Raw genomic sequence first — 19,678 nt, 5'->3', positions numbered from 1 at the left:
GCTAGTCACCTTCTGTCAGCGCACCATGGGCAGGAACGTCCGCCAGTATCCCCCACCGAAGATTGTCGGGGTTTGCCCGGGGCCCAGCCTGCCGCTCACGCCGACTTTGTTCGTAGGAGCCATCACAGGGACTCCCAGTTCATTGGCGACGGACTGGGCAGCGGGGATGTCCAGCGCGCCCTCAGCAACCGTGCCGGTGTGGCACGACACCAGTCGCACGGGGCCCCCGTCGTAACTCGGATTGGCACGAATCGCATCAGCGATGTGCGTCGGATGAGTGTCCCCCGCGGGGAAGCCAGCTCCGGCCTCATTGACCCGGCCAGGCTCGAAGAAGCCTTGGTTGTTTCCATGTACGACCACGTCGTGATATCCGTCGAGGGGCTTCACGTAGTCGAAATTGACTCGGGTGTTCCTGTCGTAGCCGATAGCCGTCCTACCCTCCCTGAAGTAGACCGGGTCACCGGTGGACAGGACCAGATCACCGGGCTCCTTGGGCGGTGCCGGAATCGTGGATTCAGGCGCGACTCGGGCTTCGTAGCCTCGTCGGGTGCCCATGTCGGCTGCGTCCCGCCCGAAGGCGTCGACCGGTTCCGAAGGATGCGAGCCGTCGTGACCGTCAGGTACGTGATCCGCACCGCCGTCAGGTGCGTGCCTTCCGCTGCCGTCAGGCGTGTGGTCGCTGCCCACGTGCTCGTCGGAGGGGGGATGATGGCCGTCCGGGCCGTGTGCATGCGGCCCGTCGGGCGTGTGACCGGTGGCGCGCCCGGCATCAGAGGCATGATCCCCGCCATGCACCGTTCCGTCACCGGAGTGGCCGCTATGGACAGGCTGGGCATAAGCGCCCCGGTCAGCCGAAGCCCCGGTGGAGTGCGTGGTTTCACGGGCGGCGCTGTCACCAGTACGGCCGGCATCGTCCAGGGCACGCGAGCCCTCTCCGACGAGAGCCGGTTCCTTGACCGGGCTGTCCACATGGGACATCTCGGTCGGCTTGATGTTGGAGTCACCCAGCCGCTGAGGCGCATCGACAGCATGCTGGACGGTGTTGCCGTGCTCGTCCAGCAGGTTGCCGTCGCCGTCGAAGTAGCGGGCCGGCTCGCCCGGGTCGGTCGGCAGCTTGGCGGCGTTCTCCGGCAGGGCCGGGACATCGTCGGGGAGCTTGACGTTGCCGTCGGGCAGCTTGGTCGCGCCCGCCGGTACGGCCGCGCCCTCGGGCAGGCTCACCGTGCCGTCGGACAGCCTCACAGAACCCTCGGGCAGCTTGATCGCGTCCGCGGGCAGGGCCGGCACATCGATCCTGCCGATGCCCTTGATGCTCTTGGCGATGTCGCCGATCTTCGACAGGCCCGCGCCCGCGCCCTTGGCGACGTAGGTCATGGGGTCGATGACCTTGCCGGCCTTGCCCGCCACGGAGAGGGCCTTGGCCACCGCGCCGGCCTTGCCCGCACCGGCGGCCGCGCCGCCGGCGCCGCCGGTGAAGACGGTGGTGACCACGTTGAAGGTCACCGCCCCCGCCGCCCGGCCGGGATTCTTGCCCCACTCGTCCCAGGCCACCAGCGCCTTGCCGGTCTCCTTCATCGCGGTGCGCGAATCCCGCAGCCAGCTCGGCATCTTGTCATCCGGCAGCGCCCAGAACGCGGTGCCCACCCCGGGGATGGAGGAGATCGCCAGCCCGGTGGCCAGCTGCGCCAGGCCCTTCCAGGCCTGGCCCATGGCATCCCAGCCGCCGAAGCCCACCAGGGTGCCCAACCCCTTGATGGTGCCCCAGATCCCGTCCACGATCAGGCCGTCCCACACAAAGGACTTCACCCAGTGGCCGACCTCGTACCAGTGGTGCTTCTCCTCCACCGGGTTGCCCCAGGGGAGCTTGGCGTTCTTCATGTCCTCGGCGGAGAAGCCGTACTGGTTCTTCTTCTCCGAACCGTCCCCCGCCACCATCTTCGGGCCGTTCCACAGGGCGACGATCTTGTTGTGGCAGGTCCGCTCGGCCGCCCAGAAGGCCGCCACGGTGGCGGTGATGTCGTCGCGGATCCGGTTGTGCTCGGCGATCAGATCCTCGTCGTAGTCGCCGTCCTCATCGTCCTTGTGGTCCCGGATGAAGGCCTCGGCCTTGCGCTTGAGCGCTTGCAGCTTCGGCACCAGGGGGCGGATCTCCTCGGCATAGGCCGACAGGGCCGAGGCCACCGTCTCCAGGCCGTCGGCGAACTCATCCGCCCGGGTCTGCACCGGCTTGGTGGAGGCGAACAGCTGCCCGGCCTCGGGCGCCTTGTAGTACGCCGACAGGCCCTGGAAGCGGGAGTGGACCTCCGCACCGGTGGTGCGGAGGTGCCCGGCGTCCGCCTTCAGCGCCGCATGGTCCTTCTCCAGCTCCGGCAGGTTGCCGGTGTACTGCGGAATCTGCTCGGGCTTCAGGTCGATCTTCACCGCTCCTGGGCCCCCGGCTTCGTCGGATCCACATCCACCGCGCCCAGCGCCTTGCGCTGCGCCTCCGCGGCCATCTCCAGATCCCCGTCGGTATAGGCGGTGGTGGCATCCACCGCGCCGTTGAGGGACTTGCCCGCCCGCATCGCGATGAACTTCAGATCGTTCAGGGTGTGCTCGGAGAACTGCGACAGCGCCAGCGCCACCAGCCCCCCGGCCGGCTTCTCCCCCTTGCCCCCGCCGCCGTGCGCCTCGCCCTCGGCGGCGATGGTGCCCGCATGGGCCGCCGCGGACTGCAGATGCTCCCCGTACGCCTTGGTATGCGTCTCGATCTTCCCGGCCACCTCGCCGGTCGTCTTCAGCACACCCGAAATGCCCTGCGGATCCAGATCCCAGCCGGCCATGCGCTACCCCTGCTCCCCGTAACCAGCCACACCCACCGAAAAAGGTCAGCCGATGTTGTCCACCGCGGCCTTCGCCTTGGACAGCGTGTGCTGCGCCGTCCCGTCGTTCTTCTCCAGCGTCGTCCTCAGCAGCTGGATGATGTTCTTGACCTCCTGCGAGGCCCGGTTCCAGCGCATCTCCTTGCCGTGGTACTCATCCGCCACGCCATCGGCGGTGAAGTCCGCCATCGCCGCCTTCACCTGACCGTCCCGCGCCGTGATCACCTGCTCCAGCCGCGCGATCACCGTCTGGATGTTCCCCTGCGCATCCGCCGACGCACCCGTGTCGTACGAACGACGATCCTGACCCGCACCCATGAACGCTCACTCCCGTCATGCCGTCAGGCACCGGCCCGCCGGGCGGGCCGGATGATGATTGGTCAGCGGCCGCCGAAACGGGCCGCGTCGAAGTTGGCCGCGGACATCTGCTGCCGCGCGTTGTCGCCGTGCTCCTGGTCACCGGAGCTGAACGCCGACTCCATGCCGGACTGACCGCCCAGGATCGCGGACAGCGAGCTCTGCAGCGACGAAGCGATCTCGTCCGAACGCGCCTTGAACTGGTCGAAGGCCGCCTTGCCCGAACCGTTGAACTTGCCCTCCAGCGGCGCCGCCGCGTCCACCAGCTGACGGATCAGCGAACCCAGGTCCTCACTCGACCCGCGCGACTTCGACTGCAGGTTCGACAGCACCTGCGAACCCATGTCGAACTTCATCAGGTTCCCCCTGCCACGAGCTGAACGGTTGATTGCGGATACATCGTGGCAACCCAGGGGCATCGGTGCCAACAGTGGACACAGTGCTGTGACAGACGCGTGACGCGGCGCGGGGCCGGGGTAGCGGGTACGGCAAGCCGTAGCCTTTTGCGGTGCCGGGCGGGGGCCACGTCCGGCTGTCGGTGGAGCGGGAAAGCGGAGCGGGAAAGGGGCCGTCATGGCGGAACGACTGGTGGTCATCGGCGGGGACGCGACCGGGATGTCCGCCGCGTCGCAGGCCCGCAGGCTGCGCAAGCCCGACGAGCTGGAGATCGTCGCGTTCGAGCGCGGCACCTTCACGTCGTACTCGGCCTGCGGCATCCCGTACTGGGTCGGCGGGGTCGTGGACGAGCGGGACGCGCTGATCGCTCGGACCGCGCAGCAGCACCGGGAGCGGGACATCGACCTGCGGATGCGGACGGAGGTCACCGAGCTCGACGTCGACAAGCGGCGGGTGCGCTCGCGCGACCTCGAAACCGGCGCCGAGGAGTGGACGGAGTACGACAAGCTCGTGATCGCGACCGGCGCGACGCCGCTCCGCCCGCCGCTGCCGGGCATCGACGCGCCGGGCGTGCACGGCGTGCAGACCCTCGACGACGGGCAGGCGCTGCTGGACACGCTCTCCCGTACGGAGGGGCGGCGCGCGGTCGTCGTGGGCGCCGGGTACATCGGTGTGGAGATGGCCGAGGCGCTGATCCAGCGCGGGTACGAGGTCACGGTCGTCAACCGTGGCGCGGAGCCGATGTCGACGCTGGACCCGGACATGGGCTGTCTGGTGCACGACGCGATGACGGGACTCGGCATCGAGATGGTCAACGGTGCCGAGGTGACGGAGATCCGTACCGGGGACGACGGACGGGCCTGTGCGGTGGTGACGCCGGAGAAGGAGTACCCGGCGGATGTGGTGGTGCTGGGGCTCGGTGTACGGCCCGAGACCACGCTCGCCGAGGCGGCCGGGCTGCCGCTGGGCGCGTCCGGCGGGATCCTGACCGACCTGGCGATGCGGGTGCGCGGGCACGAGGACATCTGGGCGGGCGGTGACTGCGTGGAGGTGCTGGACCTGGTCTCCGGGCGGGACCGGCACATCGCGCTCGGTACGCACGCCAACAAGCACGGGCAGGTCATCGGCTCGGGGGTGGGCGGCGGCTACGCGACCTTCCCCGGTGTGGTCGGCACGGCCGTCAGCAAGGTCTGCGACCTGGAGATCGCCCGTACCGGGCTGCGCGAGAAGGACGCGCGGGCGGTGGGGCTGCAGTACGTGGCCGTCACGGTCGAGTCGACGAGCCGGGTCGGGTACTTCCCGAACGCCGCGCCGATGACGGTGAAGATGCTCGCCGAGCGGCTGTCGGGGCGGCTGCTGGGCGTGCAGATCGTCGGGCGGGAGGGCGCGGCGAAGCGGGTGGACATCGCTGCGGTGGCGCTGACGGCGAAGATGACGGTCGAGCAGATGACGGCGCTGGACCTGGGCTACGCGCCGCCGTTCTCACCGGTGTGGGACCCGGTGCTGGTGGCGGCGCGCAAGGCCGTGCAGGCGGTACGGGCGGACGCCGCGCCGCAGTAGCGGCAGGGGGGCCGGGGCGCCGGCCGTGCGGCGGGCGCCCCGGCGCGCCTCAGCGCGCCGTCTGCTCGTGGACGTACTCGACCAGGCGGGTCAGCGCCTCGGGGTCGGTGTTCGGGAGGACGCCGTGGCCGAGGTTGAAGATGTGGCCCTCCAGGCCGGCGGCGGCGTCCAGCACCTCGCGGGCCTTGGCCTCCACCGCCTCGCGCGGGGCGAAGAGGACGGCCGGGTCGATGTTGCCCTGCAGCGCCTTCCCGGGGCCGACCCGGCGCGCCGCCTCGTCCATCGGCACCCGCCAGTCGACGCCCACGACGTCGGCGCCGGCCTCGCCCATCAGGCCGAGCAGCTCGCCGGTGCCCACACCGAAGTGGATACGCGGGACGCCGTAGCCCGCGACGGACTCGAAGACCTTCGCGGAGGCCGGCATGACCGAGCGGCGGTAGTCGGCCGGGGCGAGCGCGCCGACCCAGGAGTCGAAGAGCTGTACGGCGCTGGCGCCGGCCTCGATCTGCACCTTCAGGAAGGACGCGGTGATCTCGGCGAGGCGGTCCAGGAGGTCGGCCCACAGCTGCGGGTCGCCGTACATGAGCGCCTTGGTGTGCTCGTGGTTGCGGGAGGGGCCGCCCTCGACGAGGTAGCTGGCGAGGGTGAAGGGGGCGCCCGCGAAGCCGATGAGCGGAGTGGAGCCCAGCTCGCCGACGAGCATGCGGACCGCCTCGGAGACGTACGAGACGTCCTCGGGGGTCAGGTCGCGCAGCCGCGCCAGGTCCGCGCGACTGCGGATCGGCTCGGCGACGACCGGGCCCACACCCGGCTTGATGTCCAGGTCGATGCCGATGGCCTTGAGCGGGACGACGATGTCGCTGAAGTAGATCGCGGCGTCGACGTCGTGCCGGCGGACCGGCTGCAGCGTGATCTCGGTGACCAGCTCGGGCCGCATGCAGGAGTCGAGCATGGCGATGCCCTCGCGGACCTTGCGGTACTCCGGCAGTGAGCGCCCGGCCTGGCGCATGAACCACACAGGGGTGTGCGGGACCGGCTCCCGTCGGCAGGCCTTGAGGAAAGCGGACTCGCGTGCGCTCTCCGGGGCGAACGAGGCGGTTGGCTGCTGGCCCGTCATCGGGGTCTCCCCTGCTCGGTCGGCGTGGAGAGCGCGGGCAACGTCGTTGGCACTCACGCCTCAAATCTTCGCACGCGCGGTGGGAGCCCGGGGCCGAGCCCCGGTCTGCCGGACGGCGGGCGGCCGGCCGGGGCTCGGTCCCAGGCTCCAGGACACCTCCGAACGGGCGACCCGCCCAGCGGGTGTCCTCCGCATATGAACGGCGCATTGCGCCTAACCTTCCCAGCATGGCAGCGGCTCACGAACACCTCGCGGACAGCGCGGACGACACCCCGATCGCCTTCCGTCAGGCGGTCGAGGCCCTCCACGCGACCCGGCTGCGACCCGAGATCGAGATCGCGCCGATGCCCGCGCCGAAGCGGCTGGCGCCGTTCGCGTACGCGCTGGAGGCGACGGTCGTCGAACGGGACGCGGAGGGCGACACGGACCTGGCCGACGGGCGGCTCGTCCTGCTGCACGACCCGGCGGGCCACGACGCCTGGCACGGCACCTTCCGGGTGGTGACGCTGGCCCGCGCCGAGCTGGAGCCGGAGATGGCCACCGATCCGCTGCTGCCGGAGGTGTGCTGGTCCTGGCTGACGGGGGCACTGGAGGCGCGCGGCGTGCCGTACGGGGAGCCGAGCGGCACGGTCACGCGTGCGGGCTCGTACTACTTCGGCGGCCTCGGTGACCGGGCGCCGGACAGCCAGATCGAGCTGCGCGCCTCGTGGACGCCGGCCGAGGGGCCGCACGGGGTGCGGGACGCGGGGGTGCATCTGACGGCGTGGTGCGACCTGCTGTGCCAGGTGGCCGGGCTGCCGCCGGCGCCGGTCGAGCCGACGACGCGGGGCGGCGTGGTGCCGCTGCCGCAGCGACGGGGGCCGCAGCCCCGCTGATCACGTCTCTTCGCCACGCGCCACTCGGCTCGCGCCGCCTCCGGGGCGGTTCCGGGCCGTACGCGTGCTGCCCCGACCGTCGATCACCCATCCGATTTGCCCGGTTTGATCCCAATTAAATCGTGATCAAACTCTAAAGTCCGGCCGGATTACTGCCGAAGAGGTCTGTGACCCTTCAAACACGGGAGCACTCCGGCTCACTCCCCTGAAGCCGGCTTCCGTCCCCGCCACTCCCCAGGAGGCCCGGTGTCTGTTCTCCTCGAGCAACCTTCGAGCCTGGTCGCCTACCGCCCGAACAAGCCGACGGCCATGGTCGTCGTGGCCGACCCGCGCGTCCGTTCCACCGTGACCCGCCACCTGTGGGCACTCGGAGTACGCGACGTGATCGAGGCATCGTCCATCGCGGAGGCCCGCCCCCGCGTCGGCAACCCGCGTGACATCTGCGTGGCCGACGTCCATCTTCCCGACGGCTCCGGCCTCACCCTGCTGTCCGAGACCCGGGCGGCGGGCTGGCCCAACGGCCTGGCGCTCTCCGCCGCCGACGACATCGGCGCGGTACGCAACGCCCTCGCCGGCGGCGTCAAGGGCTACGTCGTCACCGGCACCCGCACCAACCTCGGCATCCCGGGCCGTCCCGGCGCCGCGCCCATCGGCGCCGGCGCGGCCCGCATGCACCGCCGCCCGCCCGGCGCCCCCGGCCACCCCGGCGGCTACCGCGAGCTCTCGGGGCGCGAGGTGGAGGTGCTGAGACTGGTCGCCGAGGGCCAGTCCAACAAGGCCATCGGCGTCTCCATGGGCCTGTCGGCCCTGACGGTCAAGAGCCACCTCGCCCGCATCGCCCGCAAGCTCGGCACGGGCGACCGGGCCGGCATGGTCGCCGTCGCACTGCGTACCGGGATCATCCACTGAGTACCAGGACCGTCCGCTGAGAACCGGGACAGTCCGCTGAGCACCGGGATCGTCCTTCGAGGCCGTCCGGCCGCCCGCCCGCCCCGTCCATCGAGCCTTTACACAGGCGCAGCGTCCGTCGAGGTAACGTTCCCTCGGCGGACGTGGTGCATACACCGATACCCTTGACTGGTGACCGACGCCCAAAAGACCGCAGAAGACTCGACACTGCGAACCCCCGGGGACGCAACGGAAGACCCCCGGCCGGCGCCGGTTCCGCTTCTCGAACCCCGCGAGGGCATCCCGCCCGTGACCGCGACCGACGAGGACCTCGCGCAGGTCGTCGCGGCTTTCGCGGCCGGCAGCGGCCCGGTCGCCGTCGACGCCGAGCGGGCCTCCGGGTACCGCTACGGCCAGCGCGCCTATCTCGTCCAGCTGCGCCGCGAGGGCGCCGGCAGCGTCCTGATCGACCCGGTCGCCTGCCCCGACCTGAGCACGCTGGGTGAGGCGATCGCCGACGCCGAGTGGGTGCTGCACGCGGCGACCCAGGACCTGCCCTGTCTGCGTGACATAGGGATGGTCCCCGCCTCGCTCTTCGACACCGAGCTGGCCGGGCGGCTGGCCGGCTTCGCCCGGGTCGGCCTCGGCGCCATGGTCGAGAACGTCCTCGGCTACGCGCTGGAGAAGGGCCACTCCGCGGTGGACTGGTCCACCCGCCCGCTGCCCGAGCCCTGGCTGCGGTACGCCGCGCTCGACGTGGAGCTGCTGGTCGACCTGCGGGACGCGCTGGAGGAGGAGCTGGACCGGCAGGGGAAGCTGGACTGGGCCCGGCAGGAGTTCGCGGCCATCGCCGCCGCTCCGCCGGCACCGCCCCGGAAGGACCCCTGGCGCCGTACGTCCGGAATGCACAAGGTCCGGCGACGGCGGCAGATGGCAGTCGTACGGGAGCTGTGGACGGCCCGCGACCGGGTCGCGCAGAAGCGGGACGTCTCGCCGGGCAAGGTGCTGGGCGACGCGGCGATCGTGGAGGCCGCGCTGAACGTCCCGACGAACACGCACGCGCTCGCCGCGCTGCCCGGCTTCGGGCACCGGATGGGCCGCCGGCAGTTGGAGCAGTGGCAGGCGGCCGTCGACCGGGCCCGGGCGCTGCCCGAGTCCGAGCTGCCGCAGCCGGGCCAGCCGCTGAACGGCCCGCCGCCGCCGCGCGCCTGGGCCGACAAGGACCCGGCGGCCGCGGCGCGGCTCTCCGCGGCCCGCGCGGCGGTGACCGCGCTCGCCGAGGAGCTGCACCTGCCGCAGGAGAACCTGATCACGCCGGACACGGTGCGCAGGGTGTGCTGGGAGCCGCCGGAGCCGACCTCGGCGGCGGTCTCCGAGGCGCTGGCCGGGTACGGTGCTCGGCCTTGGCAGGTCGAGCTGGTGACGCCGCTGCTGGTGGAGGCGCTGAGTACCTCGTCCGCGGGCTGACGCCTGCCGGACGTCTTGTCCTCGATCGGCCGAATTCGCCGGACGGGCTGGTGGTGCACCGGCCCGTCCGGCGTTTTCGCCCCCACGGGCCGGCTTCTGCTCAGTCCGTGTCGACGTGGGTGCGGAGCACCTTCTTGTCGGCCGCGTCGATGTCGTACGTCGTCTTGTTCCAGTCGTCGGTGGTGACGACGTCGACGGACCAGATCTCCTTGCCCTGGTCGTTGTCGTCCAGCTCGATCGAGCTGACCGTGCCCTTCTTCTTGTCCGTGGCCACCTTGGCCGCCTCCTGGGCGGTGACCGTGGCCTTCTTGAGCCAGCCGGCGAGCTTCTTCTTGTCGTCGCTGTCCTCGTCGCTGTCGGTCCGGGGCTTGGCCGCCTTCCCGGAGACCGCGTCGACGCTGACCATGCTCTTGGTGCCGTCGGTCGTGGCGACCTCGGTCTCCCAGACCGGCTTGTTGCCGGAGTCACGCTTCAGTTCCGCCTTGACGGGCTTGGAGCCGGACACGGCGCCGGTGGCGGCCGACAGCGCCTTGTCGTAGGTGATCTTGGCCTTGGGGATGAGGGCCTTGCGCTCGGTCTGGTCCTCGGTGAGCTTGCCGGTCGCGCCGGGAGAGGCGGTGGCGGCCGCGGACTTGCCGCCGCCGGACGGCGACGGGGACGAAGAGCCGCCACCGCCGCTGCTCTTGTCGTCGCCGCACCCGGTGATCAGCGCGCCCGCCACGGCGACGGCACACACCACGCCGGCCGCGCGGAGCCCCGCCGTACGGTTCCTGTGCGCGAGCATTCCGCTTCGCTTCGTATCCATGGGGGCAGAGTAGGGCCGGTACGTCCCTGTACGTCCGCGACGCAGCGAAGACCGGCCGAAGCCACCCGGAACGCGTGAAGCCTCATGACATCCCCGGAGCAACACCCCTTGAATGTGACGTTCGCCGCTCCGGCCGAGGGGGCTGGGCAGGCTGGTTACCCGCAAGTAGCATGACGGTGGGCAGCACGCCATGAGCGTGCCCCGCAGCAGTGCCACCCCGCACCTGGAGGAGAGCCAACGTGCCTCGTACCGCTAGGGACGTCGTCTTCGTCGACGGCGTCCGCACCCCGTTCGGCAAGGCGGGCCCGAAGGGCATCTACCACGAGACCCGCGCCGACGACCTGGTCGTCAAGTGCATCCGGGAGCTGCTGCGCCGCAACCCGGACCTGGACCCGGCCCGTATCGACGAGGTCGCGCTCGCCGCGACGACGCAGATCGGTGACCAGGGCCTGACCCTGGGCCGGACCGCCGGAATTCTGGCCGGTCTGCCGCAGTCCGTACCCGGTTTCTCGATCGACCGGATGTGTGCGGGTGCGATGACCGCCGTGACGTCCGTCGCGGGCGGCGTCTCCTTCGGCGCGTACGACATCGCCGTGGCCGGCGGCGTCGAGCACATGGGCCGGCACCCCATGGGCGAGGGCGTCGACCCGAACCCGCGGTTCGTGAGTGAGAAGCTCGTCGACCAGTCCGCCCTGTTCATGGGGATGACCGCCGAGAACCTGCACGACCGGCTGCCGCACCTCACCAAGCAGCGCGCCGACGAGTACGCCGTGCGCAGCCAGGAGAAGGCGGCCAAGGCGTACGCGGACGGGAAGATCCAGGCCGACCTGGTGCCGATCTCCGTGCGCCGGACCAACGAGGAGGCGGGCGAGACCGGCTGGGGTCTGGCCACCGCCGACGAGCCGATGCGGCCGGGCACCACGCTGGAGAACCTCGCGGGCCTCAAGACCCCGTTCCGCGCGCACGGCCGGGTGACGGCCGGTAACGCGGCCGGTCTGAACGACGGCGCCACCGCCTCGCTGATCGCCGCCGAGGACGTGGCGCGCGAGCTGGGCCTGCCGGTCAAGATGCGCCTCGTGGACTACGCGTTCGCCGGTGTGGAGCCGGAGGTCATGGGCATCGGCCCGGTCCCGGCCACCGAGAAGGCGCTGGCCAAGGCCGGCCTGACGATCGACGACATCGGCCTCTTCGAGATCAACGAGGCGTTCGCCGTCCAGGTGCTGTCGCTGCTGGACCACTACGGCATCGCCGACGACGACCCGCGCGTCAACCAGTACGGCGGCGCGATCGCGTTCGGCCACCCGCTGGCCTCCTCCGGCGTGCGTCTGATGACGCAGCTGGCGCGGCAGTTCGAGGAGCAGCCGCACGTCCGCTACGGCATCACCACCATGTGCGTCGGCTTCGGCATGGGCGGCACCGTGATCTGGGAGAACCCGCACTTCGAGGGGAACAAGTGACTACCACCGCAGAGCTTCTGAAGGGCGCGGCCGAGCTCTTCCCCGACGAGGTCGTGACCCAGGCGCACGTGCGCCACTTCGACCTCCCGCTGGGCGCCGGCCGGTTCGCGCTCATCACGCTGGACAACGGCCTGGACCACACCAAGCCGACCACCTTCGGGCCGCAGTCGCTCGCCAACCTCAACGTGGCGATCGACCAGGTCGAGAAGGAGGCCGCGGACGGTGACATCGTCGGTGTGGGCATCACCGGCAAGCCGTTCATCTTCGCCGTCGGCGCCGACCTCAAGGGCGTCGAGCTGCTGAAGAAGCACGAGGACGCGCTCGCCATCGGCAAGGGCGGCCACGACGTCTTCAAGCGGCTGTCCGCGCTCGCCGTGCCGACCTTCGCGTACTACAACGGCGCGGCCATGGGCGGCGGCGTCGAGGTCGGCCTGCACTGCTCGTACCGCACCGTCTCCAAGGCGCTGCCCGCCTTCTCGCTGCCCGAGGTCTTCCTCGGCCTGGTGCCCGGCTGGGGCGGCTGCGTGCTGCTGCCGAACCTCATCGGCGCCGACCGCGCGGTCTCAGTGATCATCGAGAACTCGCTCAACCAGAACAAGCAGCTCAAGGGCCAGCAGGTCTACGACCTGGGGATCGCCGACGCGATCTTCGAGGGCGCCGACTTCCTGGAGCAGTCGCTGCTGTGGACCGCCTCCGTCCTCAAGGGCGACGTCGAGGTCGTCCGTCCCGAGCTGGACCGCGGCGACGCCTGGGACCAGGCCGTGGCGCGCGGCAAGGCCATCGCCGACGGCAAGGTGCACGGTGCGGCCCCGGCCGCCTACCGCGCGCTGGACATCATCGCCAAGGCCAAGAACGGCGACCTGCGCCAGGGCTTCGACGCCGAGGACCAGGCCCTCGCGGACCTGATCATGGGCGGCGAGCTGCGCAGCGGCATCTACTCGTTCAACCTGGTGCAGAAGCGCGCCAAGCGCCCGGCCGGCGCCCCGGACAAGAACCTGGCCCGCCCGGTCACCAAGGTCGGCGTGGTCGGCGCCGGTCTGATGGCCTCCCAGCTGGCGCTCCTCTTCGCCCGCCGCCTGGAGGTGCCGGTCGTCCTGACCGACATCGACCAGGAGCGCATCGACAAGGGCGTGAAGTACGTCCACGACGAGATCGACAAGCTGCTGCTCAAGGGCCGCGTCAACCAGGACAAGGCGAACCGCCTCAAGGGCCTGGTCTCCGGCGTCCTGGACAAGGCGGACGGCTTCGCGGACGCGGACTTCGTCATCGAGGCCGTGTTCGAGGAGATGAGCGTCAAGCAGCAGGTGTTCGCCGAGGTCGAGGCGGTCGCCCCGGCGCACGCCATCCTCGCCACCAACACCTCCTCCCTCTCCGTCTCGGAGATGGCGTCGAAGCTGAAGCACCCCGAGCGGGTCGTGGGCTTCCACTTCTTCAACCCGGTCGCGATCCTGCCGCTGCTGGAGATCGTCCGCGGTGAGAAGACGGACGACGCGTCGCTGGCGACGGCCTTCTCGGTCGCCAAGTCGCTGAAGAAGACGGCCGTCCTCTGCAAGGACGCGCCCGCCTTCGTCGTGAACCGCATCCTCACCCGCTTCATGGGCGAGATCCAGAACGTCATCGACGAGGGCACCCCGGTGGCCACCGCCGAGAAGGCGATCGAGCCGCTCGGTCTCCCGATGTCGCCGCTGGTGCTGCTGGAGCTGGTCGGCCCGGCCATCGGCCTGCACGTCTCGGAGACCCTGAACCGCGCGTTCCCGGAGCGCTTCACGGTCTCGCCGAACCTCAAGGCCGTCGTGGACGCCGGCAAGCGCGGCTTCTACGTGTACGACTCGGGCGCGCCCCAGCTGGACCCGGAGGTCGCGGCGCTCCTCCAGCAGGGCGACACGGTCCTCACCGAGCAGCAGGTCCGCGACCGCGTCCTGGACGCCGTCGCGCAGGAGATCGGCCTGATGCTGGACGAGGGTGTCGTCGCCGAGGCGCAGGACATCGACCTGTGCCTGATCACCGGCGCCGGCTGGCCCTTCCACCTGGGCGGCATCACGCCGTACCTGGACCGTGAGGGCGTCTCCGAGCGGGTCAACGGCAAGAAGTTCCTCGCCCCGGGCGTCGCGAGCGTCCCCGCGTAGGTCCGCGGAGCGGGCGTACGCCCCCCACGGGTCACTGCCCCGGCACCATCCCTCAGTGGTGCCGGGGCAGTTCCGTATGTGCGGGTGCGACTCTGTGCGCGACGTCGCCGCTCAGTGGTGCCAGGGCAGCCGTACCGGCTCCGCGGGCAGCCGGCCCGCCAGGATGTCCGTGAGGAGGCCCGCGAGGCCGTACGGGTGGACCGCCTCCTCGGGCGCCGCCAGCTCCTCGGCCGTCCACCACCGGTGGTCCACGATCGTCGCCCGTTCATGGGCCTCGAAGCCGCCGGTGTCCACGTCGTGCCGGGCGACCCGGTACACGTAGAAGACGTCCTCGAACATCCCGGCGCGCCAGCCCAGGTCGGCGTGTCCGGAGGTGCGGGCGACCGGTCCGGTCAGCGCCGTGTGCGGCACCGACAGGCCGGTCTCCTCGGCGAGTTCACGCGCCGCGGCCCGCGCGGTTCGTTCCCAGCGGTGCACTCCCCCGCCGGGCGTGATCCAGCAGTACCCGGCCGCGGGCTCCCCGGGGACCAGCGGCGACCGGAAGAGGAGTGTCCGGCCGTCGCCGTCGATGAGCAGGACCCGGGCGGAGCGCCGGGTCCCGGACCGTCTGAGTATCGGCATCGGCGCAGCCTACAGCGCACCGGTCCTGGCGGGCGCGCACCGCCGCGACGCTGACGGCCCGTCACTCGGCCTTGCGGGCCGCCATGAGAGCTTCCAGGGCCTCGGTGACCCACGCCTCGGTGGCCTCCTTGGTGACCCCGAGCCGGGTCAGGACGCCGTCGCCGTCCTCCTGTTCCAGCAGGGCGAGCAGCAGGTGCTCGGTGCCGACGTAGTTGTGGCCCAGCCGCAGGGCCTCGCGGAAGGTCAGCTCCAGGGCCTTCTTCGCCGCGGCGTCGAACGGGATGAGGGCGGGCAGCGTGCCCTCGGCGGCCGGCGGCAGCGCGGCGGTGACCGCCTCCCGCACGGCCTCGGGCGTGACGTCCTGGGCGATCAGGGCGCGCACGGCGAGCCCCTCCGGTTCGGCGAGGAGGCCGAGCGTCAGGTGCCCGGTCGTGATCTCGGCGTGCCCGGCCGCCCTGGTCTCGTTCTGGGCGCTGACGATCACGTTGCGGGCGCGCGGGGTGTAGCGGCCGAAACCCTCGTTCGGGTCGAGGTCCGAGGTCGCGGGACCCTTCGGGACGAAGCGCTTCTGGGCCGCCTGCTTGGTGACGCCCATGCTCTTGCCGATCTCCGTCCAGGAGGCGCCCGAGCGCCGCGCCTGGTCCACGAAGTGGCCGATCAGGTGGTCGGCCACGTCACCGAGGTGGTCGGCGGCGAGGACCGCGTCGGTCAGCTGGTCGAGGGCGTCGGTGTGCACCTTCTTGATGGCCTCGATCAGGTCGTCGAGGCGTACGGGATGCGTGCTGCGTACGGGTTCCACGGAATCTGCCATGCGTCAACCATAGGTTGACGATCTCCCTACCGTCAACCCCGGGTTGTCGATCGGTGCGTAACGGCAGCCCATACCGCCGCATCGGTGCCACGATGAACCCATGACAGCGACAACCACCCTCATCGTCGACGGCGCCAACGTCGTCGGCTCGGTGCCCGACGGCTGGTGGCACGACCGGCGGGGCGCGGCCGAGCGGCTGCGCGACGGACTCGTGGCGTACGCCGGGAGCGGCCTGCCCGGGATCGCCGATCCGCCCGTGGAGCTGGTGCTCGTCGTGGAGGGCGCGGCGCGCGGCGTGCCCGGCGTCGAGGGCGTACGGGTGGAGTCGGCCGACGGCAGCGGCGACGACCGCATCGTGGAACTGGTCGCCGGGCTGCCCGCCGGACGGCCCTGCGTGGTCGTGACGGCCGACCGCGGGCTGCGCGCCCGGGTGGAGGCGCTGGGCGCCCAGGTGACCGGCCCGCGCTCGGTACGCCCGGCCGGCACCGGCGGCCGGGCGTACCGAGGCTGAGGGCTCGTCAGTCGCGGCGGCCCATCCGGCTGTGCGACCGTCCGTACACGAAGTAGAAGACGAGGCCGACGGCCATCCAGACGGCGAACCGCAGCCAGGTCTCCGCGGTCAGGTTCACCATCAGCCACAGGGACGCCAGCACCGACAGCACCGGCACCAGCGGCACCAGCGGGGTACGGAAGGAACGCGGCAGGTCGGGCCGGGTACGGCGGAGGATGATCACGCCCACCGCGACCACGACGAACGCGAACAGGGTGCCGATGTTGACCAGTTCGGCCAGCACGTCGATGGACGTGAACCCCGCGACCACGGCGACCACCACGCCGAGCGCGATCGTGGACCGGTAGGGCGTGCCGAAGCGCGGGTGGACCGTGGAGAACACCCGGGGCAGCAGCCCGTCGCGGCTCATCGCGAAGAAGACCCGGCTCTGGCCGAGCAGCAGGATCATGCAGACGGAAGTGAGGCCGACGGCCGCGCCGAAGCTGATCAGGCCGGCCCAGAAGGGGTGCCCCACGTCCTTGAAGGCGTCGGCGAGCGGCGCGTCCGTGGACAGCTGACTGTACTTCCGCATGCCGGTGACGACGACGGACACGGCGACGTAGAGGACCGTGCAGATCAGCAGCGAGCCGAGGATGCCGCGCGGCACGTCGCGCTGCGGGTTGCGGGCCTCCTCGGCGGCGGTGGCGACGATGTCGAAGCCGATGAAGGCGAAGAACACCACGGCGGCCGCCGCGAAGACGCCCATCAGGCCGAAGCTCGCCGGGGTGAAGCCGAACACCAACTGGGCCAGCGGCGCCTGCCAGCCGCTGCCGCCCTCGCTGGGCACGGACTCCGGCACGAACGGCTCGTAGTTGGCGCCGTTGACGAAGAAGGCGCCGACGATGATGACGAGCAGCACGACGGTGACCTTGACGCCGACGACCACCGCGGTCACCCGCGAGGACAGCTTCATGCCGGCGACCAGGACGGCCGTCAGGACCAGGACGAGGATGCAGGCCAGCAGGTCGAACCCGAACTGCCCCTCATGGGTGCCGGAGAGTCCCTGCGGGAGGTGGAACCCCGCGGTGTCGAGCAGCGAGCGGATGTACCCGGACCAGCCGACCGACACCACCGCACACGCCAGCGCCAGTTCCAGGACCAGGTCCCAGCCGATGATCCAGGCGGGGAATTCGCCCAGCGACGCGTAGGAGAAGGTGTAAGCGGAACCGGCGACCGGGACGGTGGAGGCGAACTCGGCGTAGCACAGCGCTGCCAGCGCGCAGACCACACCGGCGACGATGAAGGAGACGGCGACCGCCGGGCCCGCCGACTCCTTGGCGATCTTGCCGGTGAGGACGAAGATGCCGGTGCCGATGATCACGCCGACGCCGAAGACCGTGAGGTCCAGTGCGGACAGTGACTTCCTGAGCGCGTGCTCGGGCTCCTCCGTGTCCCGGATCGACTCCTCGACCGTCTTGGTCCGGAAGAGGCCGCGGCGGCGGCCCTCCGGCTCTGGCAACGAACTGCTCATGTGCGAACCTCCGCCTGGGCGACCGTCATGAATCACCGACTGACCGAGTTTCGGTAATTACCGGAATGGCTCATGAACGGCTTGCCCGGGCGGGCCCGAGATCACTCGATATGCCGATGGGCCGCTCAGCACTCGGCGGAGTGCTGACCGGCCCGTCACGGGCTCGGGTCAGTCCTGGGCGACCTGGGCCGGCTCGGCGGTACGGGCGCCCCCGGCGTCCTCGTAACGGCCGTCGATCTTCGCGACCAGGCCGGTGACCTGACGGGCGATGTCCGGCGCGGTGAGGCCGATCTCCGCCATGATCTCCTTGCGCGACGCGTGGTCGAGGAACTTCTCGGGGATGCCGAAGTCACGCAGCGGCACGTCCACGCCCGCGTCCCGCAGCGCCTGCGCGACCGCGCAGCCGACACCGCCGGAGCGGATGTTGTCCTCGACGGTGACCACGACGCGGTGCCGGTCGGCCAGGCCCGGCAGCGCGGCGTCGACCGGCTTGACCCAGCGCGGGTCGACGACGGTGGTGGAGATGCCCTGCTTGTCGAGGAGGCCGGCGATCTCCAGGCACATGGGGGCGAGCGCGCCGACGGACACCAGGAGGACGTCCGGGCGCTCGGCGGAGCTCTCGCGGAGGACGTCCATGCCGCCGATGCGGCCGACGGCCTCCACGGCCGGGCCGACCGCGCCCTTGGAGTAGCGCACCACGGTCGGCGCGTCGTCGACCTCGACGGCCTCCCGCAGCTGGGCGCGTACCTGGTCGGCGTCGCGCGGCGCGGCGATCCGCAGGCCCGGGACGACCTGGAGGATCGACATGTCCCACATGCCGTTGTGCGAGGCGCCGTCGGTGCCGGTGACGCCGGAGCGGTCCAGGACGAACGTGACGCCGCACTTGTGCAGCGCCACGTCCATCAGGACCTGGTCGAAGGCGCGGTTCAGGAACGTGGCGTACAGCGCGAAGACCGGGTGCAGGCCGCCGGTGGCCAGGCCGGCGGCGGAGACCGCGCCGTGCTGCTCGGCGATGCCCACGTCGTAGATGCGGTCGGGGAAGGCCTGGGCGAACTTCTTCAGGCCGACCGGCTGGAGCATGGCCGCGGTGATCGCGACGATGTCCTCGCGCTCCCGGCCGAGCTTGACCATCTCCTCACCGAAGACGGAGGTCCAGTCGGCGCCGGAGGCCGACACCGGGAGGCCGGTGTCCGGGTGGATCACACCGATGCCGTGGAAGCGGTCGGCCTCGTCCTGCTCGGCGGGCTCGTAGCCGCGGCCCTTCTCGGTGAGGCAGTGCACGATGACCGGGCCGCCGAAGCGCTTGGCACGCTGCAGCGCGGACTCCAGCGCCTCGATATCGTGGCCGTCGATGGGACCGACGTACTTCAGTCCCAGGTCCTCGAACATGCCCTGCGGGGCGATGAAGTCCTTCAGCCCCTTCTTCGCGCCGTGCAGCGTCTCGTAGAGCGGCTTGCCGACGACCGGGGTGCGCTCCAGCAGGTCCTTGCCGCGGGCGAGGAAGCGCTCGTAGCCGTCGGTCGTACGCAGCGTGGCGAGGTGGTCGGCGAGGCCGCCGATGGTCGGCGCGTACGAACGCTCGTTGTCGTTGACGACGATGACCAGCGGGCGGTCCTTGGCGACCGCGATGTTGTTCAGCGCCTCCCAGGCCATGCCGCCGGTCAGCGCGCCGTCACCGATCACCGCGACGACGTGGTCGTCGCTGCCGCGGACCTGGTTGGCCTTGGCGAGGCCGTCGGCCCAGCCCAGCACCGTGGAGGCGTGGCTGTTCTCGATGACGTCGTGCTCGGACTCGGCGCGCGAGGGGTAGCCGGACAGGCCGCCCTTGGCCCGCAGCTTGCCGAAGTCCTGGCGCCCGGTGAGCAGCTTGTGGACGTAGGACTGGTGCCCGGTGTCGAAGAGGACCTTGTCCTTGGGCGACTCGAAGACGCGGTGCAGGGCGATGGTCAGCTCGACCACGCCGAGGTTCGGGCCGAGGTGTCCGCCGGTCTTGGAGACGGCGTCGACAAGGAACGTACGGATCTCTCCCGCGAGCTGCTCCAGCTGCTCCGGGCCCAGCCGGTCCAGATCGCGCGGTCCCCTGATGCGGGTCAGCAGGTCCCGCCCGTCACCCGCCACCGCCCCAGCATGACGCGCTGCGCGCGGCACCTTGTCCACTGTGCCTCCTTGCATTCGAGCGTTGTTCGAACCCGTCGCCGGTTCGAGCTTGATCGAGCTTGCCGATCAGTCGAGTCTAATGTTCCGCTCCGCGCACCGATGCGCGGCCCGTGCGATCTATATCACCCGTACGGCCCCGCCGGACACGTCATGCCTGGC

17 protein-coding genes are annotated in these 19,678 nt (G+C 71.0%); 7 read left to right on the top strand and 10 right to left on the bottom strand.

All coding sequences use genetic code 11. The features are described 5' to 3' along the window. Positions 1-15 precede the first annotated feature (15 nt). The 4 genes from AAC944_RS27760 to AAC944_RS27745 all read right to left on the bottom strand — a co-directional run bounded on the left by AAC944_RS27760 (position 16) and on the right by AAC944_RS27745 (position 3,574). Entirely contained in the window at positions 16-2,421 is a 2,406-nt protein-coding gene (locus AAC944_RS27760) for a DUF8616 domain-containing protein (RefSeq protein WP_368396471.1), read from the bottom strand. Next, positions 2,418-2,822 carry a DUF6507 family protein gene (locus AAC944_RS27755; RefSeq protein WP_368396470.1) on the bottom strand — a complete coding sequence of 135 codons (405 nt, stop codon included), beginning with the start codon at positions 2,820-2,822 and terminating at the stop codon, positions 2,418-2,420. The genes AAC944_RS27760 and AAC944_RS27755 overlap by 4 nt, the downstream gene beginning before the upstream one ends. Before the next feature lie 45 nt (positions 2,823-2,867). Continuing rightward, positions 2,868-3,179, bottom strand: a complete 312-nt coding sequence (locus AAC944_RS27750) for a pore-forming ESAT-6 family protein (protein ID WP_030625554.1) — start codon at positions 3,177-3,179, stop codon at positions 2,868-2,870. Positions 3,180-3,241: 62 nt separating this feature from the next. Further along, positions 3,242-3,574 carry a hypothetical protein gene (locus tag AAC944_RS27745; protein WP_368396469.1) on the bottom strand — a complete coding sequence of 111 codons (333 nt, stop codon included), beginning with the start codon at positions 3,572-3,574 and terminating at the stop codon, positions 3,242-3,244. Between the two features lie 217 nt (positions 3,575-3,791). Between AAC944_RS27745 and AAC944_RS27740 the strand changes: the two genes are divergently transcribed. Further along, a complete protein-coding gene (locus AAC944_RS27740; RefSeq protein WP_030622446.1) occupies positions 3,792-5,174 on the top strand; it encodes an FAD-dependent oxidoreductase in 1,383 nt (460 codons plus the stop codon). 49 nt (positions 5,175-5,223) lie between these two features. Here the strand turns inward: AAC944_RS27740 and hemE are convergent, their stop codons facing one another. Next, positions 5,224-6,291 (bottom strand): uroporphyrinogen decarboxylase, encoded by a 1,068-nt coding sequence (hemE, locus tag AAC944_RS27735; protein WP_030622448.1) that lies wholly within the window; start codon positions 6,289-6,291, stop codon positions 5,224-5,226. A gap of 227 nt (positions 6,292-6,518) precedes the next feature. Here hemE and AAC944_RS27730 point away from each other — a divergent pair, with 227 nt between their 5' ends. From AAC944_RS27730 to AAC944_RS27720, 3 genes are all read left to right on the top strand, one after another. Beyond that, a complete protein-coding gene (locus AAC944_RS27730) occupies positions 6,519-7,166 on the top strand; it encodes a DUF3000 domain-containing protein (RefSeq protein ID WP_030622449.1) in 648 nt (215 codons plus the stop codon). Positions 7,167-7,412: 246 nt separating this feature from the next. Continuing rightward, positions 7,413-8,075: a response regulator transcription factor gene (locus tag AAC944_RS27725; protein WP_030261220.1), complete on the top strand. Its 663-nt coding sequence runs from the start codon at positions 7,413-7,415 to the stop codon at positions 8,073-8,075. 171 nt (positions 8,076-8,246) lie between these two features. Continuing rightward, positions 8,247-9,521 carry an HRDC domain-containing protein gene (locus tag AAC944_RS27720; protein WP_078888897.1) on the top strand — a complete coding sequence of 425 codons (1,275 nt, stop codon included), beginning with the start codon at positions 8,247-8,249 and terminating at the stop codon, positions 9,519-9,521. A 100-nt stretch (positions 9,522-9,621) separates the two neighbouring features. Here AAC944_RS27720 and AAC944_RS27715 read toward each other — a convergent pair whose 3' ends face one another. Continuing rightward, positions 9,622-10,326 (bottom strand): PepSY domain-containing protein, encoded by a 705-nt coding sequence (locus tag AAC944_RS27715; RefSeq protein WP_078888898.1) that lies wholly within the window; start codon positions 10,324-10,326, stop codon positions 9,622-9,624. A gap of 239 nt (positions 10,327-10,565) precedes the next feature. Between AAC944_RS27715 and AAC944_RS27710 the strand changes: the two genes are divergently transcribed. Beyond that, complete coding sequence (locus tag AAC944_RS27710; RefSeq protein ID WP_030622457.1) at positions 10,566-11,783, top strand: thiolase family protein; 1,218 nt, start codon at positions 10,566-10,568, stop codon at positions 11,781-11,783. Continuing rightward, positions 11,780-13,909, top strand: a complete 2,130-nt coding sequence (locus tag AAC944_RS27705) for a 3-hydroxyacyl-CoA dehydrogenase NAD-binding domain-containing protein (protein WP_030622459.1) — start codon at positions 11,780-11,782, stop codon at positions 13,907-13,909. Before AAC944_RS27710 ends, AAC944_RS27705 begins: the two co-directional genes overlap by 4 nt. Positions 13,910-14,020: 111 nt before the next feature. Here the strand turns inward: AAC944_RS27705 and AAC944_RS27700 are convergent, their stop codons facing one another. Next, entirely contained in the window at positions 14,021-14,530 is a 510-nt protein-coding gene (locus AAC944_RS27700; RefSeq protein ID WP_030622462.1) for an NUDIX domain-containing protein, read from the bottom strand. Positions 14,531-14,591: 61 nt separating this feature from the next. Continuing rightward, on the bottom strand, positions 14,592-15,341 hold the full coding sequence (locus tag AAC944_RS27695) for a Clp protease N-terminal domain-containing protein (RefSeq protein WP_030622464.1): 750 nt from the start codon (positions 15,339-15,341) through the stop codon (positions 14,592-14,594). Positions 15,342-15,441: 100 nt separating this feature from the next. Here AAC944_RS27695 and AAC944_RS27690 point away from each other — a divergent pair, with 100 nt between their 5' ends. Beyond that, positions 15,442-15,852: a hypothetical protein gene (locus AAC944_RS27690; RefSeq protein WP_030622467.1), complete on the top strand. Its 411-nt coding sequence runs from the start codon at positions 15,442-15,444 to the stop codon at positions 15,850-15,852. Positions 15,853-15,859: 7 nt separating this feature from the next. Here the strand turns inward: AAC944_RS27690 and AAC944_RS27685 are convergent, their stop codons facing one another. Together AAC944_RS27685 and dxs are read right to left on the bottom strand one after the other, a co-directional pair. Next, positions 15,860-17,362: an amino acid permease gene (locus AAC944_RS27685; RefSeq protein ID WP_030622469.1), complete on the bottom strand. Its 1,503-nt coding sequence runs from the start codon at positions 17,360-17,362 to the stop codon at positions 15,860-15,862. A gap of 168 nt (positions 17,363-17,530) precedes the next feature. Beyond that, on the bottom strand, positions 17,531-19,519 hold the full coding sequence (dxs, locus tag AAC944_RS27680) for a 1-deoxy-D-xylulose-5-phosphate synthase (protein ID WP_078888899.1): 1,989 nt from the start codon (positions 19,517-19,519) through the stop codon (positions 17,531-17,533). Positions 19,520-19,678 lie beyond the last annotated feature (159 nt).

Source organism: Streptomyces sclerotialus (genome assembly GCF_040907265.1).
Classification (GTDB): domain Bacteria; phylum Actinomycetota; class Actinomycetes; order Streptomycetales; family Streptomycetaceae; genus Streptomyces; species Streptomyces sclerotialus.
This window is presented reverse-complemented; position numbering and strand designations above follow the sequence as displayed.

Bases quoted from the DNA above. Each gene is read 5' to 3' on its own strand.
- AAC944_RS27755 (WP_368396470.1), bottom strand. From the start codon at position 2,822: ATGGCCGGCTGGGATCTGGATCCGCAGGGCATTTCGGGTGTGCTGAAG.
- AAC944_RS27740 (WP_030622446.1), top strand. From the start codon at position 3,792: ATGGCGGAACGACTGGTGGTCATCGGCGGGGACGCGACCGGGATGTCC.
- AAC944_RS27685 (WP_030622469.1), bottom strand. From the start codon at position 17,362: ATGAGCAGTTCGTTGCCAGAGCCGGAGGGCCGCCGCCGCGGCCTCTTC.
- AAC944_RS27700 (WP_030622462.1), bottom strand. From the start codon at position 14,530: ATGCCGATACTCAGACGGTCCGGGACCCGGCGCTCCGCCCGGGTCCTG.
- AAC944_RS27690 (WP_030622467.1), top strand. From the start codon at position 15,442: ATGACAGCGACAACCACCCTCATCGTCGACGGCGCCAACGTCGTCGGC.
- AAC944_RS27750 (WP_030625554.1), bottom strand. From the start codon at position 3,179: ATGGGTGCGGGTCAGGATCGTCGTTCGTACGACACGGGTGCGTCGGCG.
- hemE (WP_030622448.1), bottom strand. From the start codon at position 6,291: ATGACGGGCCAGCAGCCAACCGCCTCGTTCGCCCCGGAGAGCGCACGC.
- AAC944_RS27730 (WP_030622449.1), top strand. From the start codon at position 6,519: ATGGCAGCGGCTCACGAACACCTCGCGGACAGCGCGGACGACACCCCG.
- AAC944_RS27745 (WP_368396469.1), bottom strand. From the start codon at position 3,574: ATGAAGTTCGACATGGGTTCGCAGGTGCTGTCGAACCTGCAGTCGAAG.
- AAC944_RS27715 (WP_078888898.1), bottom strand. From the start codon at position 10,326: ATGGATACGAAGCGAAGCGGAATGCTCGCGCACAGGAACCGTACGGCG.
- AAC944_RS27695 (WP_030622464.1), bottom strand. From the start codon at position 15,341: ATGGCAGATTCCGTGGAACCCGTACGCAGCACGCATCCCGTACGCCTC.